The sequence below is a fragment of the Pseudomonas sp. BGI-2 genome (genome assembly GCF_004310295.1).
In the GTDB taxonomy this organism is placed as follows: Bacteria; Pseudomonadota; Gammaproteobacteria; order Pseudomonadales; family Pseudomonadaceae; genus Aquipseudomonas.
In genome coordinates this window covers 141,433-156,702 of sequence record NZ_SISB01000001.1, presented here as the reverse complement: position 1 = coordinate 156,702, position 15,270 = coordinate 141,433, and the positions used below count along the sequence as shown (strand labels likewise).

At 59.0% G+C, this 15,270-nt stretch carries 13 protein-coding genes and 2 pseudogenes; 7 read left to right on the top strand and 8 right to left on the bottom strand.

Features of this window, described 5'->3' with window-relative positions; genetic code table 11:
* Positions 1-19: 19 nt before the first annotated feature.
* Both EYC95_RS30935 and EYC95_RS30930 read right to left on the bottom strand, forming a co-directional pair.
* Positions 20-754, bottom strand: coding sequence for a methyl-accepting chemotaxis protein (locus EYC95_RS30935; RefSeq protein ID WP_371928399.1), 735 nt, complete (start codon positions 752-754; stop codon positions 20-22).
* Positions 755-877: 123 nt separating this feature from the next.
* Positions 878-1,564: pseudogene (locus EYC95_RS30930) on the bottom strand (cache domain-containing protein); the annotation flags it as partial.
* A 379-nt stretch (positions 1,565-1,943) separates the two neighbouring features.
* On the opposite strand from EYC95_RS30930, the gene EYC95_RS00655 reads away from it, so the two are divergent.
* Together EYC95_RS00655 and EYC95_RS00650 are read left to right on the top strand one after the other, a co-directional pair.
* Positions 1,944-2,774, top strand: coding sequence for an undecaprenyl-diphosphate phosphatase (locus EYC95_RS00655; protein WP_131058626.1), 831 nt, complete (start codon positions 1,944-1,946; stop codon positions 2,772-2,774).
* Positions 2,771-3,190, top strand: coding sequence for a DUF1294 domain-containing protein (locus EYC95_RS00650; RefSeq protein WP_131058625.1), 420 nt, complete (start codon positions 2,771-2,773; stop codon positions 3,188-3,190). Before EYC95_RS00655 ends, EYC95_RS00650 begins: the two co-directional genes overlap by 4 nt.
* Positions 3,191-3,201: 11 nt before the next feature.
* On the opposite strand, the gene EYC95_RS00645 is transcribed toward EYC95_RS00650, so the two are convergent.
* Positions 3,202-3,561 (bottom strand): MmcQ/YjbR family DNA-binding protein, encoded by a 360-nt coding sequence (locus EYC95_RS00645; protein ID WP_131058624.1) that lies wholly within the window; start codon positions 3,559-3,561, stop codon positions 3,202-3,204.
* Positions 3,558-4,455, bottom strand: a pseudogene (locus EYC95_RS00640) (LysR substrate-binding domain-containing protein). Before EYC95_RS00640 ends, EYC95_RS00645 begins: the two are co-directional and overlap by 4 nt.
* Before the next feature lie 129 nt (positions 4,456-4,584).
* On the opposite strand from EYC95_RS00640, the gene EYC95_RS00635 reads away from it, so the two are divergent.
* Positions 4,585-5,196, top strand: a complete 612-nt coding sequence (locus tag EYC95_RS00635) for an FMN-dependent NADH-azoreductase (protein ID WP_077747806.1) — start codon at positions 4,585-4,587, stop codon at positions 5,194-5,196.
* Positions 5,197-5,370: 174 nt separating this feature from the next.
* The gene (locus tag EYC95_RS00630) at positions 5,371-6,408 is read left to right on the top strand and encodes a dienelactone hydrolase (protein ID WP_131058623.1); all 1,038 of its coding nucleotides are present in this window, start codon (positions 5,371-5,373) and stop codon (positions 6,406-6,408) included.
* A gap of 119 nt (positions 6,409-6,527) precedes the next feature.
* On the opposite strand, the gene EYC95_RS00620 is transcribed toward EYC95_RS00630, so the two are convergent.
* A complete protein-coding gene (locus EYC95_RS00620) occupies positions 6,528-7,715 on the bottom strand; it encodes an MFS transporter (RefSeq protein ID WP_131058622.1) in 1,188 nt (395 codons plus the stop codon).
* Positions 7,716-8,244: 529 nt separating this feature from the next.
* Positions 8,245-9,834, bottom strand: coding sequence for an ABC-F family ATPase (locus tag EYC95_RS00615; RefSeq protein WP_010460520.1), 1,590 nt, complete (start codon positions 9,832-9,834; stop codon positions 8,245-8,247).
* Between the two features lie 495 nt (positions 9,835-10,329).
* Here EYC95_RS00615 and lpxO point away from each other — a divergent pair, with 495 nt between their 5' ends.
* Positions 10,330-11,229: a lipid A hydroxylase LpxO gene (gene lpxO, locus EYC95_RS00610; protein WP_131058621.1), complete on the top strand. Its 900-nt coding sequence runs from the start codon at positions 10,330-10,332 to the stop codon at positions 11,227-11,229.
* 120 nt (positions 11,230-11,349) lie between these two features.
* Here the strand turns inward: lpxO and EYC95_RS00605 are convergent, their stop codons facing one another.
* Entirely contained in the window at positions 11,350-12,210 is an 861-nt protein-coding gene (locus tag EYC95_RS00605) for a Ku protein (RefSeq protein WP_131058620.1), read from the bottom strand.
* 193 nt (positions 12,211-12,403) lie between these two features.
* On the opposite strand from EYC95_RS00605, the gene EYC95_RS00600 reads away from it, so the two are divergent.
* Positions 12,404-12,763, top strand: a complete 360-nt coding sequence (locus EYC95_RS00600; RefSeq protein ID WP_131058619.1) for a hypothetical protein — start codon at positions 12,404-12,406, stop codon at positions 12,761-12,763.
* A 50-nt stretch (positions 12,764-12,813) separates the two neighbouring features.
* Entirely contained in the window at positions 12,814-13,965 is a 1,152-nt protein-coding gene (locus EYC95_RS00595) for a PQQ-dependent sugar dehydrogenase (protein WP_131058618.1), read from the top strand.
* A gap of 130 nt (positions 13,966-14,095) precedes the next feature.
* Here the strand turns inward: EYC95_RS00595 and rimI are convergent, their stop codons facing one another.
* Entirely contained in the window at positions 14,096-15,190 is a 1,095-nt protein-coding gene (gene rimI / locus EYC95_RS00590) for a ribosomal protein S18-alanine N-acetyltransferase (protein ID WP_131058617.1), read from the bottom strand.
* Positions 15,191-15,270 lie beyond the last annotated feature (80 nt).

Genomic DNA, 15,270 nt, shown 5'->3' with positions numbered 1-15,270 from the left:
GCTGCTACAAGAGGGCGTTTTACACGCGGAACTGTTTGAGAAGGCCGTTCAACTGCTCGCTCAAGTCCTTGAGCCGGACACTGGCCACGCTCGACTGCTCCGCCGCCAGCGCGGTGCTGTGGGACAACCCCGCGGCCTGGGTGACGTTCTGATTGATGTCTTCCACCACATGGGCTTGCTGCAGGGTCGCGCTGGCGATAGACGCGTTCAACCCGTTGAGGTTGCGCAACGCCTGGCCGATTGCATTCAGGCTGGCGCCCGCAAGACCGGCCTGTTCGATGGTCAGTTGCGAGGCTCTGCTGCTGTCGCCGATCACTTTGACCGCCGCTTCGGAGTGCGTTTGCAGGCGTTCGATCATCGACTGGATCTCCGCCGTGGACTTCTGGGTGCGTTGGGCCAACAGGCGTACTTCATCGGCCACCACCGCAAACCCTCGACCTTGCTCGCCGGCCCGGGCGGCTTCAATAGCGGCGTTGAGCGCCAGCAAATTGGTTTGCTCGGCGATGGAGCGGATAACCTCCAGCACGCTGCCAATCTGGTTGCTTTCAGCCGCCAGGGTGCGAATCACTTCAACCGCTTGATCGATGGTGCCGGACAGTTTGTCGATCTGCTGCAAGCTGCCGTCAATGTTGATCTGCCCCTGCTGCGCCTGGGATTCGGCATCGCGCATTTCGCTGGCCGCGTGCTCGGCATTCTTGGCGACATCCTGCACGCCGTAAGTCACTTCGTTGATCGCGGTCGCCACCAACTCCATTTGCTGGGACTGTTGCTGACTGCGTTGCTGAGCCTGGGCGGCGTCGTTGCCCAGTTCGCTGGAAGACTGGCCCAAGGCGCTGGCGGACACTTGCAGCTCACTGATCACCCCGCGCAGTTTGGCGGTGAAGGCATTGAAGTGACGGGCCAACTGAGTGACTTCATCCTGGCCATGGGTGTCGAGGCTGCGGGTCAGGTCGCTTTCACCGCTGGCGATATTGGCCATGGCGGTCACGGTAGCCTGGAGCGGACGCACGATGCTGCGAGCGATCATGATCACCAGCAGCGCCATGATCAGCGCAATCACCAGGCCGACGAAAGAAGCCTTCCACACCTGACCATAGAACTCGGCCTGCATGTCATCGATGTACACCCCCGAGCCAATCACCCAACCCCAAGGCTCGAACAATTTGACGTAGGAGGTTTTCTCGACAGGGGCGCTGGCACCCGGTTTAGGCCAGCGGTAGTTGACCGTGCCGGCACCCTTGGCCTTGGCGACGGCAACCATTTCGTTAAACAGCGCAAAACCGTCCGGGTCGCGAATTGCCGAGAGGTTCTGGCCATCGAGTTTAGGGTTGGCCGGGTGCATCACCATCACCGGCGTCAGATCATTGATCCAGAAATAGTCGTTCTGGTCATAACGCAGACCGCGCACGGCCGTCAGTGCCTGCTTCTGTGCGGCATCGCGGGTGAGTGTGCCGGCGGTTTCCAGGCCGTGGTAGTAATCCAGAATGCCGCTGGCGGTCTGCACCACGTGCTGGGTTTTCTGGGCCTTTGCCTGGTAAAGGTCGTCATGGATCTGTTTGAGCATCAACACGCCCAACGTCAATAACATCACCACCGACACGATCAAGATGAGCCACAAGCGTCGGCTGATCGACACACTGCGCAAGCTGTTCATAACGCTGTCACTCCGATTTCTTTTTCTTGTAATAAACGATTGCCAGCATCCAACCACGCTTTGCCGGTCGGGCATATGCGACCCAAGTCTCATTACGCGGCAGCGTTATCGAGGCTTGTCTGATAGGATTTCGGCCCCGCGCGGAAAAACCTGAACCCAAGTTGATTTTTCACGGAGTTTTTACGGCTCCGTCTGGATACTTTGCGCGCGGGACTTCAGCTACGCTTGGTGCGATGAACGCTTAAAAAATTAATGGGGCATGCCTTGGCGCATCGCCTTTGGGGGATTGATGGAACTTTGGACCGCCTTGCAGGCATTGATTCTTGGAGTTGTAGAGGGGCTGACGGAGTTTTTGCCCATTTCCAGTACCGGTCACCAAATTATCGTGGCGGACTTGCTCAACTTCGGTGGCGAGCGAGCCATGGCGTTCAACATCATTATCCAGCTCGGGGCGATCCTGGCGGTGGTATGGGAATTTCGCCGCAAGATCTTCGACGTGGTCATCGGCTTGCCGACGCAACCGAGTGCCCGACGCTTTACCGCAAACCTGTTGATCGCTTTCCTGCCTGCGGTGGTTTTGGGGGTGATTTTTGCCGATCTGATCCACGAATATCTGTTCAACCCGATCACCGTCGCCACGGCATTGGTCGTGGGCGGGATCGTGATGCTGTGGGCGGAACAGCGTCAGCATGAAGTGCATGCCCACACCGTCGACGAGATCACTTGGAAAGATGCCCTGAAAGTCGGCTTTGCCCAGTGCCTGGCGATGATTCCCGGGACCTCTCGTTCCGGCTCGACCATCATTGGCGGTTTGCTGTTCGGGTTGTCGCGCAAGACGGCCACCGAGTTCTCGTTCTTCCTGGCGATGCCGACCATGGTCGGTGCAGCGGTGTACTCGGGCTACAAGTACCGCGACCTGTTCGTGCCGGCTGATCTTCCGGTGTTTGCGATCGGCTTCGTCACCGCGTTCATCTTCGCGATGATTGCCGTCAGAGCCTTGCTGGTGTTCATCGGCACTCACAGCTATGCGGCATTCGCCTGGTATCGCATCGCGTTCGGTCTGCTCATTCTGGCCACCTGGCAGTTCGGTTGGGTCGATTGGGCTGCAGCACGTCCATGAATGACTCCAGCGCGCGCAACAATCCCGGACGCGAGAAAATCCAGCATCTACGGCTGAAACTGCTGGTGCTGGCGATCCTGTGCGCGCTGCCGCTGACGGGCTCGGTGTCGTTGTGGCTGCGCGGGATTTCGCTGATTCCGCTGGCGGCCTATGGCATCGTCAGCGTGCTGGCGTTCTTTCTGTACTGGAGCGACAAGCGCAAGGCTCGCGCCGACAGCTGGCGGACCCCGGAGAACGTCCTGCACGCGGTCGAACTGGCGGGCGGCTGGCCCGGCGCCTTGCTGGCCCAGCAAGTGTTTCGGCACAAGACCCGCAAGCTTTCGTTCCAGCTAGTGTTCTGGCTTATTGTGCTGATGCACCAGGTGTTCTGGATCGATCAGCTGTTTCTTGGCGCGCATCTGTTTGCATTGTTCTAAAACAAAGAGTTTTAAAGCAGCAAACTGATCTGGGTGCGCTTGGGCAGCTTGCTCACCACCAGTTGGTGAGAGCGTTGCAACAACCCTTGCAACTCTTCGCTGCCCAGCGGGTAGGGCGTTTGCATGATGATCCACTGAGCCCGCGCCAGATATGGCGCCGGGTGAATGCCCGGGCGGTCGCAATGTCCAAGGAACAGATCCTTGTCGACCTTGAAGGCCAGGGAATCGCCGCGCAGATTCTGCAAGGCGAACATCTTGTTCCCGGCAATCGAAAACACCCGAACGCCTCCCCATTTATAGTCTTCCCGCGCGCCGGGCAACGCGAGACAGAATTGCGCGACGTCCTCTTCGCCCATGCGTCCAGCCTTCATATCAATCGGTCCCCACAGGCATTGAATGATTCGATCAAATGGTCGATCCAGGCGCGCACGGCCGGCATCACCCCGCGCCGATGAGGGTAGACCGCTTGCAGCCAGCCGCCAGGCAATGACCAGTCGGGCAGCAACTGCACCAGCGAGCCATTCTCCAGTTCCGTTTCGCAATACATCATCGGCAGCATCGTAAAGCCTTGGCCGGCGAGCGTGCAGGCCTTGCGCACAATGAAATCGTCGATGCCCAATCGTGCTTCCAGGCTCAAGTCATAGCTTTTGCCCTGTTGATCGAGCATGCGGATGTGCACCATTCGGTCGGCTTCCAGCGCGCCGAGCACCGGCAAGGCTTTCAGGTCTTCGGGGTGGTTGATCTCACGTTCGTGCAGGAAGGCCGGGCTGGCGACCATCGCCATCTGCGCCTGGCGCAAGCGACGGGTCACCAGCAGCGGATCCTCATCGCCCAAATCACGGACCCGCAGCGCGACATCGACACCTTCAGTGACCAGATCAACACGGCGATTGATCAGCATGACTTCCAGTTGAACCTGGGGGTATTTTTCAAGAAATCTGCTGATCACCATCGGCAGCATTTCGTGGGCCAGGCCGACGGGGCAGGAAACCCGCAAGCGTCCCCGGGGCTCGCTGGACATACTGGCCACGGCCTCATCGGCCATCTCGGCTTCCAGCAGCATCGCCTGACAGTGCCGCAGGTAACGTTCACCCACCGCCGTCAGCTTGAGCTGCCGAGTGGTGCGTTGCAGCAGGCGCGCGCCGAGGCGTTCTTCCAGTTCGGCAATGCGGCGTGACAGCCGGGACTTGGGAATCCCCAGCAAACGCCCGGCCGCCGGCTTCGACCACCTTGGCGAAATAGTAGAGGTCGTTGAGGTCTTGCATGATGGGAATCCGATTGTTCTATCAGTGGGACGAACTATCGCATTGTTGCGGGCTAATCAGCTATTGGTTTCATCTGTAGGATCCTCCCCATCAGATCGCCCGGTGGCGATCCTCACCTGGAGATCCCTTATGAAACTGTTGCATATCGATTCGAGCATTCTTGGTGACAACTCGGCTTCCCGTCTGCTGAGCAGCGAAGTCGTCAAAGCCTGGCAAGCCGCCGAGCCAACCGCCGTGGTGACATACCGCGACCTGGCCGCTGATGCCATCAGCCATTTCTCCGCCACCACCCTGGTTGCCGCCGGCACCACCGCTGAACTGCGCAACGCCGCGCAACAGCACGAAGCCGAGCTGAGCGCCACCACCCTGGCCGAATTCCTCGCTGCCGACGCCGTTGTGATCGCAGCGCCGATGTACAACTTCACCATCCCGACCCAACTCAAGGCCTGGATCGACCGCATTGCCGTTGCCGGTCAGACCTTCCGCTACACCGAAGCCGGCCCTGAAGGCCTGTGCGGCGGCAAGAAAGTCGTGATCGTCTCGACTTCCGGCGGTCTGCATGCCGGTCAGGCGACTGGCGTTGCGCATGAAGAGTACTTGAAAGTGCTGTTCGGCTTCATCGGAATCACCGACATTGAGTTTGTTCGTGCCCATGGCCTGGCCTACGGTGACGAAGTGCGCACCAAAGCCATGAGCGACGCTCACACGCAAATCAGCGAGCAGTTGTTCGCCGCTGCGTAAGACTTGGGTAAAGAGTACAAACAGCTCAGGCACCAAAAAAACTCTGTATTCTGATCACGCAAGGGTCAGATACGGAGTTTTTTGTTTCTGATCGTTGCTGGTTGTTTCATATAGTGGCCCGAGTTATGCCGTAAGGGTTACCGTCTCCGGTCAAGTAACAAGGTGGGGCATCCCATGGTGCGTCTTTGTGCAACGTTACTGATTTGCCTGCTCAGCAGCCTGAATTCAGTGCACGCCGCGCCTGCGCCGCATCCTCACTGGAGCGTCGGCTTCCATGAGATGAGTTTTCTCGACCCTCTGGATTTGCAGCCGATGCGCGCCATCGCGTTCTATCCCTCCAGCGACCGGGAGCACACCAGCAAAATCGAGGGTTACACCGTCGAAGCCGGCGAAGACACCCGAGTTGCCATGGGGCGTTTCCCGATGCTGATGCTGTCTCACGGCAACACCGGAACCCCGCTGGCCCTGCACGACCTTGCCACCTCGCTGGCACGCAAAGGGTTTGTGGTGGTGGCGGTGATCCACCCTGGTGACAACTCCAAAGACCACAGCCGCCTCGGTACTTTGAGTAACCTTTACGGCCGGCCCATCCAGATTTCCGAAGCCATTACCGCGACCCTGAGTGATCGCATGCTCGCGCCTTTCGTCAATGCCGATCAGGTCGGCGTGATTGGTTATTCGGCGGGTGGCGAAACGGCGCTGATCCTGTCCGGGGCGACGCCTGACCTGGATCGTCTGCGCCGCTACTGCCAGGAACGCCCGGACGACCGCGATGCCTGCAACACCAAAGGCGAGTTGATCGTCGACCGTGATGACTTGCAACCCGTGGCGGATCCCCGTGTGCATGCGTTGCTGCTGATGGCGCCGCTTAGCCTGAAGTTCGGCCGCCACACACTGGCCGACGTGCATGTGCCGGTGCTGCTCTACAGCGGGGATGGCGACAAACTGGTGGCATTCGACAAAAACGCCGCCGCCCTGGCGCGCAAACTGCCGATCGCACCGGACTTCAAATTGCTGGCCGGGGCAGGGCACTTCGTGTTCATGGCGCCTTGCAATGAAGAGCAGATCGCCGCCATGCCGGCGCTGTGCACCGACGCTGACGGCGTCGACCGCGAAGACATCCATCGCAACATGGTGTCCGAGGCCGGGCGGTTCTTCTCTCATGCGCTGGGCAAGCCTACCCGGGCCGGGATGCAAACCGCTGATCAGTGATTCCACCCGAACCCTTGTGGGAGCGGGCTTGCTCGCGAAGGCGGCGTTACTGTCGATACTTTAGTCGTTTGACACACCGCCTTCGCGAGCAAGCCCGCTCCCACAGGGGATCACACGCGTCAGGCTGTAGCGCGGCGTTTCAGCAATAAGGTCAAACCGAGTCCAGTCACCGACAACATCGCCGCGCTGAAGAAAATCCACGAATACCCCAGATTCAACGCGACAGCGCCCATCAACGGCCCGGCAATCGCCAGTGCCAGATCGAAAAACACGGCATAGGCGCTCAAACCCGCGCCACGACTGGAGTTGGGCACCTGCTTGATCGCTTCCACCCCCAGCGCCGGGTACACCAGCGACAGACCAAACCCGGCCAGGCCGGCGCCGATCAGCGTATAAGCGGTCGAGGGCGCAAGCCACAGTAGCACCAGGCCCACGGTTTCAATGCTCATGCAGGCAATCGCCGAGGTGAAACCGCCGAAGCGGCTGATCGCGGAGATAAACAGCAATCGCGACAAAATAAAGCAGATGCCGAAGACCGTCAGGCAGTAGGCCGCGCCGGTCCAGCCACGGCTGACGTAATACAAGGTAATAAAGGTTGTCAGGGTGCCGTAACCGATGGAGGCCAGGCTCAAGCTCGCACCAAACGGTGCAATGCGTCCGAACACCGCCCAGAATGGCAGGCGCTCACCGCGAATCACCGGCACCGAGGGTTTATTTCGGATCAGCAACAGCGCGGCCAGGGCCAGCAGTGACAGCGCGATGCCCAGGCTGGCAAAGCCGTATGCGGCGACCATCACCACGCCCAGCGGTGCACCGATCGCAATGGCGCCATAAGACGCAATGCCGTTCCACGAAATCGAGCGCGCGGTGTGCTCCGCACCGACCTGGCCCATGCACCAACTGATCGTGCCCACGCCGATTAAGCCCTGGGCGACGCCAAGCAACAAGCGTCCGACAATCAGGATCGACAGGCTCAGCAGTGGAAAGCTTTGCAGCATTGTTGAAATCAACGTCAGCACGCCACTCAGCACGATCCCCGACAGGCCGTAGACAATCGCCCGTTTGGTGCCAATGGTGTCTGACATGCGCCCAGCCATGGGGCGGCTGAGCAGGGTGGCCAGGTACTGGGAACCGATGGTCAGCCCGGCGACGATCGCGCTGAAACCCAGCTGCTCATGGACATAGCCCGGTAACACCGCAATCGGCAGGCCGATGCAGAGGAACGCAATAAAGGTATAGAAAACGATGGAGACGATCTGCAGGGTAATCGCCATGGAGCTTTGCGGTGGCAGTTGCTGCGCAGACATGAGGGCTCGTTCGCGGGCGGCGGTGGGAGAGCTGCATCATGGCGTGGGTTGGAAATAAAAGGAAGCAGGCTAACTATGCTCGTCGAGTTTGAGGGCCTCTTCGCGGGCAAGTCGGATCGCCGCACCGCTCGCTCCTACAGGATTTGCGTCGTGCGCAATGATTGTGGACGACATCGATCCCGTAGGAGCGAGCGGTGCGGCGATCCGACTTGCCCGCGAAGAGGCCTTCAGCACCAAAACATCCCTCGGCCCTGAAATGCAAAAGCCCCGTCACAAGGACATAATGCTGTTCACTTGAGCGCGGGCACTCATTTGTGGCGAGGGGATTCATCGAAACGTCGCACCGCCCCGTTCGGCTGCGAAGCAGTCGTAAATCCACACAACTCGGTCTGTCTGAACGGGCGCAGGGGGCCGCTTCGCAGCCCAACGGGGATGAATCCCCTCGCCACAGGTTCTCGCTCGACTGATGATTGTCTTAAGTGAACAGCATTACGTCACAAGGACAGGGCTTTTCATTTATAGCGAACGCTTAGAACACAACGCCCTGGCTACGCAGGTAGTCATCATAAGTACCGCTGAAGTCGATCACGCCGCTAGGGCTCAACTCGATAATGCGGGTGGCCAGGGACGATACGAACTCACGGTCATGGCTGACGAAGATCAGCGTGCCCGGGTAGTTTTCCAGCGCCAGGTTCAGTGCCTCGATGGATTCCATGTCCAAGTGGTTGGTCGGTTCGTCCATGATCAGCACGTTCGGCTTTTGCAGGATCAGCTTGCCGAACAGCATGCGACCTTGCTCACCACCGGAGATGACCTTGACCGACTTCAGAATCTCGTCGTTGGAGAACAGCATCCTGCCGAGGGTACCGCGAACGATTTGCTCGCCGCCCTGGGTCCATTGGCCCATCCAGTCGAACAGGTTGCAGTCGTCTTCGAAGTCGTGTGCGTGGTCCTGGGCGTAATAGCCCAGTTCCGCGGCGTCGGTCCACTTCACGGTGCCGGCATCCGGGGTCAGTTCGTTGACCAGGGTGCGTAGCAGGGTGGTTTTACCGATACCGTTCGGGCCGATGATCGCCACGCGCTCGCCAGCTTCAACCTGGAAGCTGAAGTCCTTGAACAGTGGCTTGCCGTCGAAGCCTTTGGCCATGCGCTCGACGATGACCGCTTGACGGTGCAGCTTCTTGGTTTGTTCGAAACGGATGAACGGGCTCACACGGCTCGAAGGCTTGACCTCAGCCAACTGGATCTTGTCGATCGCCTTGGCGCGGGACGTGGCCTGCTTGGCTTTCGAGGCGTTAGCCGAGAAGCGGCTGACGAACGATTGCAGTTCCGAAATCTGCGCTTTCTTCTTGGCGTTGTCCGACAGCAGTTGCTCGCGGGACTGGGTCGCCACGGTCATGTACTCGTCGTAGTTGCCCGGGAACAGACGCAGCTCGCCGTAATCCAGGTCAGCCATGTGAGTGCACACGCTGTTCAGGAAGTGACGGTCGTGAGAGATGATGATCATCAGGCTGGAGCGCTGGGTCAGAATGTTTTCCAGCCAGCGGATGGTGTTGATGTCCAGGTGGTTGGTCGGTTCGTCGAGCAACAGCACTTCAGGATCGGAGAACAATGCCTGCGCCAGCAATACGCGCAGTTTCCAGCCTGGGGACACTTCACTCATCGGGCCGAAGTGCTGCTCGATGCCGATACCCAGGCCCAGCAGCAATTCACCGGCGCGGGATTCGGCGGTGTAGCCGTCCATTTCGGCGAATTCGGTTTCCAGCTCGGCCACAGCCATGCCGTCTTCTTCAGTCATTTCCGGCAGCGAGTAGATACGGTCGCGCTCGGCTTTGACCTTCCACAGCTCTTCGTGACCCATGATCACGGTGTCGATGACGGTAAATTCTTCGTAGGCGAACTGGTCCTGGCGCAATTTACCCAGACGCACGTTCGGCTCGAGCATGACCTGGCCGCCGGACGGCTCGAGGTCACCGCCGAGGATTTTCATGAAGGTCGACTTGCCGCAGCCGTTGGCGCCGATCAGACCGTAGCGGTTGCCCGCGCCGAATTTTACCGAAACGTTTTCGAATAGCGGCTTGGCGCCGAACTGCATCGTGATGTTAGCTGTAGAGATCAAAGGTTTTTCCTGCGAAGCATTCAGAGTAGCTAGGGTTGCGGCAGTACCGATTCAGTACCCGTTTCCGGTATCCGAACCACGGGAAATGCATCCCGGTCAGAAGCGGAAGGTCCATCTGGCAATAAGTGGACAGCAGCATATGGAGCGCTTGGCCCGAGTCGAAGTGCGCTGAGGCGGGTTCATTCCCGTCATCAACCAAGGGGGGCGCGTAATGTTTGGCGGCGATTGTACTGGTCTGGCTCTTTAAACGATAGGGCGTTGAGGCCACGCGGGCGCTTTGGCGGCACCAGCGGACAGATTTTCACATTTGAAGGTTAACTATTGGTTACAAAATGAGACTAAAATCCCACTTTTTCACCTGACGCCGACTATCGGCACAGGCTCAAGGACGCGCCACCGGGACCGCTGTTTCGTATTCAGACACTGCACTAGACCCCTGGGCCGCTGGGTTGGCGGGGGAAACAGTTTGTTCACTTCTGACATGTGACGATTTCTGTGAAACTGATTATTGCCGCTATATATGTAATATCCATTGCCTACGTCCACCTGCGCGGTCGGGTGCGTCACAAGCTGGGCCGCCAATTGAGCGATCACTCGTCCTTTCTGGCGCCAATCAATTGCTTCCTTTATATGTTCTCGAAAATCCCCAACAAGCCTTACCTCGACCCGGCCGATTTCCCAGACCTGAGTCCGTTGCAGGAGCATTGGGAAGAAATTCGCGCGGAAGGCCAGAACCTGCTTCGGGCCGGGGAGATCAAGCGCTCGAACCAATACGACGACGTCGGTTTCAACTCGTTCTTCAAGACGGGCTGGAAGCGCTTCTACCTGAAGTGGTACGGCGACAGCCATCCCTCGGCGACGAAACTCTGCCCGCGCACCACTGAACTGGTGCAAAGCATCGGTTCGATCAAAGCCGCGATGTTCGCCGAGTTGCCGCCGGGTTCCAAACTGGTCCGCCACCGCGATCCGTATGCCGGCTCTTACCGTTATCACCTGGGCCTGGAAACGCCGAATGAGGCCGGTTGCTATATCAACGTCGATGGTGAGAACTACCACTGGCGCGACGGTGAAGCGGTGATGTTCGACGAAACCTTCATTCACTACGCCGAAAACACCACCCAGCAGAACCGCATCATTCTGTTCTGCGACGTCGAGCGGCCGATGAAGTACCGCTGGGCGGCGGCGTTCAACGGCTGGTTCAGCCGTAACGTGATGTCGGCGGCGGGCGCGCCGAATAATGCGGGGGACAAGACCGGTGGCATCAACCGTTTGTTCGCCAAAATCTACAAGATTCGCCTGCGCGGCAAGGCGCTGAAGAAGCGTAATCGCAAACTTTATTACCTTGAGAAGTGGGCGATTTTTGGTGGGTTGCTGGCGGTTTTTGTTCTGATCTGAATGTTGTGTTGTTACATATGGCCCCATCGCGAGCAGGCTCGCTTCCACATTAGAACTCGGTCAACTGTAGGAGCGAGCCTGCTCGCGATGGGGCCATGACAGACACCGCAGAACCATCAATCAGCCACGAGAAGTCTTCGTGGCTTTTTTCTGCGCAGCGGGTTTAGCCGCCGGTTTGGCCTTAGCGGCACCCTTGCCCCCAAGGCTACGTTTAAGCAACTCAGTCAAATCAATCACATCAGCGGTTTTACGTTCCTCTTCGCCCGTCGCCGTTTCCACATCCTCAATCTTGCCTTCATTCGCTTTCTTCTCGACCAGCGCCATGATCTTGTCTTCAAAACTGTCGCGGTAATCCTCGGGTTTCCAGTCGGCGCTCATGTCTTGCACCAGACGCTTGGCCATGTCGAGTTCGCCTTTGGCCAGTTCAGGCTTGGTCACTTCAGTGCCCAGCTCCAGCGTCTCCAGACTGCGCACTTCGGCGGGCCAACGCAGCATCACCAGCACCATCGCCGATTCGAGCGGCATCAACGCAGCCAAATGCTGACGGGTATGCAGGACAACATGGGCGAGTGCGACCTTGTTGGTCTTGCTCAGGGTTTCGCGCAACAGCGCATAGACCTTGCCGCCGCGTTTGTCCGGCGCCAGGTAATAGGGCGTGTCGATGTTTTGCAGGGGGATCTGTTCGGCGTCGACAAAGGAAAAGATGTCGATGGTCTGCGTTGATAATGGGTGCGCCGACTTTATTTCGTCCTCGCTGAGCACCACATAACGGCCTTTTTCGTACTGCACACCTTTGACGATGTGTTCCTTGGTGACTTCCTTGCCGGTGACCTTGTTGACGCGCTTGTAACCCACCGGGTCCATGCTGCGGCTGTCGAGCCAGTCGAAATCCACGCCTTGCGAGGAGGTCGCCGAGACCAGCGCCACAGGGATATGCACCAGCCCGAAACTGATTGCGCCTTTCCAGATTGCCCGTGCCATGGTCGTCTACTCGCAAGTGATGTGTTCAGGTGACCCGCGGCGCGGCGCAAAAGTTTCAGCGGGCTGCGGCCCGGTCCTGCGGGGTGGTCAACTGGTGTTACATCTTATGAAAGAGGTTTTAGTTAACAAATCCGAACCCCGGGCGTAGCGTGCTATCGAAGACCCTATCCACGCTGACGCCCGGAGGCCTCCCATGAACAGATTCGTGCTCGCCTGCACCGTACTGGCATTCAGCGGCCTGTTAAGCAATCTGGCCCAGGCCGACGTCGCAGTGCCGTCGTCTTCTTTACTGCTAGCCCAAAGTCCAACGGGCAGTAGCAATAACAACCCTTACAACAGCCCGATTCGCCGGGCCAATCCCAATAGCATGCAAGGCACGCAACCGAGTGCCCCGGCCATTCGCGGGCCGAACACGGTGCCGGTACCGCGTCCACCGACCCTCGATAATGGCGGCATCGGCAATCGCTATCCGCAGGACCGAACCGCTCCCGCCACTCCACCCAAATTCATTCCCAATCCGCCTCATCGAGACGCAGACACCAGCAACCGTTGAACGGCAGGACAGGTTCTTGCCAGCCATTCGAACGACATAAGGAATCGTGCATGTTGCGTAAAACCCTCTTGGCCACCTTCTGCGCCAGCGTACTGATCACCGCCACGGCACCCGTTTTCGCGGCACCGCCCCAGGACATGAACAGCGAACAGGGCACCCTTGAGGTCTGGCAAGTTGCCAAGGGCCTGGAACATCCTTGGGCCTTGGCGTTCCTGCCCGACCGCAAGGGCATGCTGGTCACCGAACGGCCCGGCAATCTGCGGGTGGTCGATTACGACGGCAAACTGTCGGCGCCGATCAATGGCGTGCCAAAGGTCTGGGCCAAGGGGCAGGGCGGCTTGCTCGACGTGATGCTGTCGCCTGACTTCAAGCAGGACCGCACGGTTTATCTGGCATACGCCGAGGGCGGTGGCGCGGGCGACAAGGCCGGCACGGCGGTGGGGCGAGGGCAACTGTCCGAAGACCTGAAAACCCTCAAGGATTTCAAAGTGATTTTCCGTCAGGAGCCCAAGCTTTCGGTCGGCAACCACTTCGGCTCACGATTGGTGTTTGATCGCGACGGCTATCTGTTCATCACCCTCGGCGAAAACAATGACCGAGCCACGGCCCAGGACCTCGACAAGTTGCAAGGCAAGGTCGTGCGGATCTATCCCGACGGCAAGGTGCCGGACGATAACCCCTTTGTCGGGCAGGCCGGTGTGCGCCCGGAAATCTGGTCCTATGGCCAGCGCAATCCGCAAGGCGCGGCGCTCAATCCGTGGACTGGTGTTCTCTGGGGGAACGAGCATGGCCCGCAGGGCGGTGACGAAATCAACATCATCGAACGCGGCAAGAATTACGGCTGGCCGCTGGCGACCCACGGCATCAACTATTCCGGCCAACCGATCCCGGAAGCCAAGGGCAAGACCGCTGAAGGCGCCGTAGCGCCGCACCATTTCTGGGAAAAATCCCCCGGCCTCAGCGGCATGGCGTTCTACGACGCTGATCGCTTCAAGGTCTGGCAACACAATGTGTTCATTGGTGCGCTGGTCAGCCAGGAGTTGATCCGCTTGCAGTTTGATGGCGACAAAGTGGTTCACGAAGAACGCTTGCTCGGCGAACTCAACAAGCGCATTCGCGATGTGCGCCAGGGGCCGGATGGGTACTTGTATGTGCTGACCGATGAGGACGAGGGCGGGCTGTACAAGATCGGCTTGAAGTAACTGGTTCCTGAAACCACCACTTCCCCTGTGGGAGTGAGCCTGCTCGCAATAGCGGCGTATCAGTCACCAACAGTGTCGGATGTGAAACTGCCATCGCGAGCAGGCTCGCTCCCACACAAGATAGGTGGCGTCACCGGGCATACAGGATAACCGCCGCCCGAAGCTTGCCCCGGCCAAAGCTGCACATTTTGTCGAACTCCCCATGGCTGACCGGCAAATGCTGGCAGTCCATCGGTTGGCGATGTTGGCTGTGGTCCACGTCCGGGTCGTGCAGGTAGACGAACTCGTCATCGCAATCGGTGACGATCACCCAATGGGGCGCCTTGGAGCGGGTCAGCCGATAGCTGCTGATCAGCACCAGCGGCTGTCCGCCATCGCCCAGTAACCGTGGAAGGTTCAGCGGGCCACCGATGACTTGCTCCACATCAGTTTCGAGTAGCTGCGCGGTGAACTCTTCGTGCACCAAGCGCATTACGTCTTTTTTATGCTCATCGCGCACGCCATCGAGAAACAACGGCCCGTCCATGCTCAGTTGCAAACGCACTCGAAAACCCCGGCGCCATGCCGCCAGTGCCAGGCCTTGAGGGCTGCATCCACCATGGCCTGCGGTCATGAACACCGTCGTCGCCTCACGCCATATCTGCAATTCCTCGCGGCGTTCCAATACCCGGTCCGCTTGCAGCGCCCCCATGGCCATCAGCAGGCAAGCCGGACCGCAGGTGAAATCGGTGGTTTGTCGATACCAGGGCACCTTAATGCTGCGCGAATCGCGGTGCTCAAGGATGCGTTTTTCCAGGCGTAGCGCGTCGGCATGGTCCTGGTAATAGTCATGGATCAGCGCGAAACGCCGGTAGCCGTTGCGCTCATACAAGGCAATCGCCGCCGGGTTGTCGATACGCACTTCAAGCCGCAGGTAGGCACAATCATGTTCAAGGGCGCAGGACTCGACGCGTTCGAGCAACTGCTTGCCCAGTCCGCTGCCGCGCGCCCCGGTCGCGATCGCAATCGAATAAAGCCGCGCCAGCGAAGTGCCCCGGTGAAACAGCACCACCGCGTAACCAACCAATTGCTCGCCACGCTGGGCCACCAGCAGCTGGCCGTGAGCCCGCGTGATCATCCACAGAAAGCTGCGACTGTTGAGCCGGTCCGTGGTGAAACATTGCTGTTCCAGTTCCAGGAGCGCGGGTAAGTCTTCAACTACCGCCAAGCGAAAGACAGTATTCATATGACCGCCGTAAAAGTTGCGTAACGAAACGGGACTTTCGAAAAAGTTCGTGCTTAATAGGAAAGGTCTTGTTCTCCAAC

What these genes read in the sequence shown, in the direction of transcription:
- EYC95_RS00650 (WP_131058625.1), top strand. Translation starts at nt 2,771, where the DNA reads ATGAATGACTCCAGCGCGCGCAACAATCCCGGACGCGAGAAAATCCAG.
- EYC95_RS00620 (WP_131058622.1), bottom strand. Translation starts at nt 7,715, where the DNA reads ATGTCTGCGCAGCAACTGCCACCGCAAAGCTCCATGGCGATTACCCTG.
- EYC95_RS00635 (WP_077747806.1), top strand. Translation starts at nt 4,585, where the DNA reads ATGAAACTGTTGCATATCGATTCGAGCATTCTTGGTGACAACTCGGCT.
- EYC95_RS00645 (WP_131058624.1), bottom strand. Translation starts at nt 3,561, where the DNA reads ATGAAGGCTGGACGCATGGGCGAAGAGGACGTCGCGCAATTCTGTCTC.
- EYC95_RS00600 (WP_131058619.1), top strand. Translation starts at nt 12,404, where the DNA reads ATGAACAGATTCGTGCTCGCCTGCACCGTACTGGCATTCAGCGGCCTG.
- EYC95_RS00595 (WP_131058618.1), top strand. Translation starts at nt 12,814, where the DNA reads ATGTTGCGTAAAACCCTCTTGGCCACCTTCTGCGCCAGCGTACTGATC.
- EYC95_RS00630 (WP_131058623.1), top strand. Translation starts at nt 5,371, where the DNA reads ATGGTGCGTCTTTGTGCAACGTTACTGATTTGCCTGCTCAGCAGCCTG.
- EYC95_RS00655 (WP_131058626.1), top strand. Translation starts at nt 1,944, where the DNA reads ATGGAACTTTGGACCGCCTTGCAGGCATTGATTCTTGGAGTTGTAGAG.
- rimI (WP_131058617.1), bottom strand. Translation starts at nt 15,190, where the DNA reads ATGAATACTGTCTTTCGCTTGGCGGTAGTTGAAGACTTACCCGCGCTC.
- EYC95_RS00605 (WP_131058620.1), bottom strand. Translation starts at nt 12,210, where the DNA reads ATGGCACGGGCAATCTGGAAAGGCGCAATCAGTTTCGGGCTGGTGCAT.
- EYC95_RS30935 (WP_371928399.1), bottom strand. Translation starts at nt 754, where the DNA reads ATGGAGTTGGTGGCGACCGCGATCAACGAAGTGACTTACGGCGTGCAG.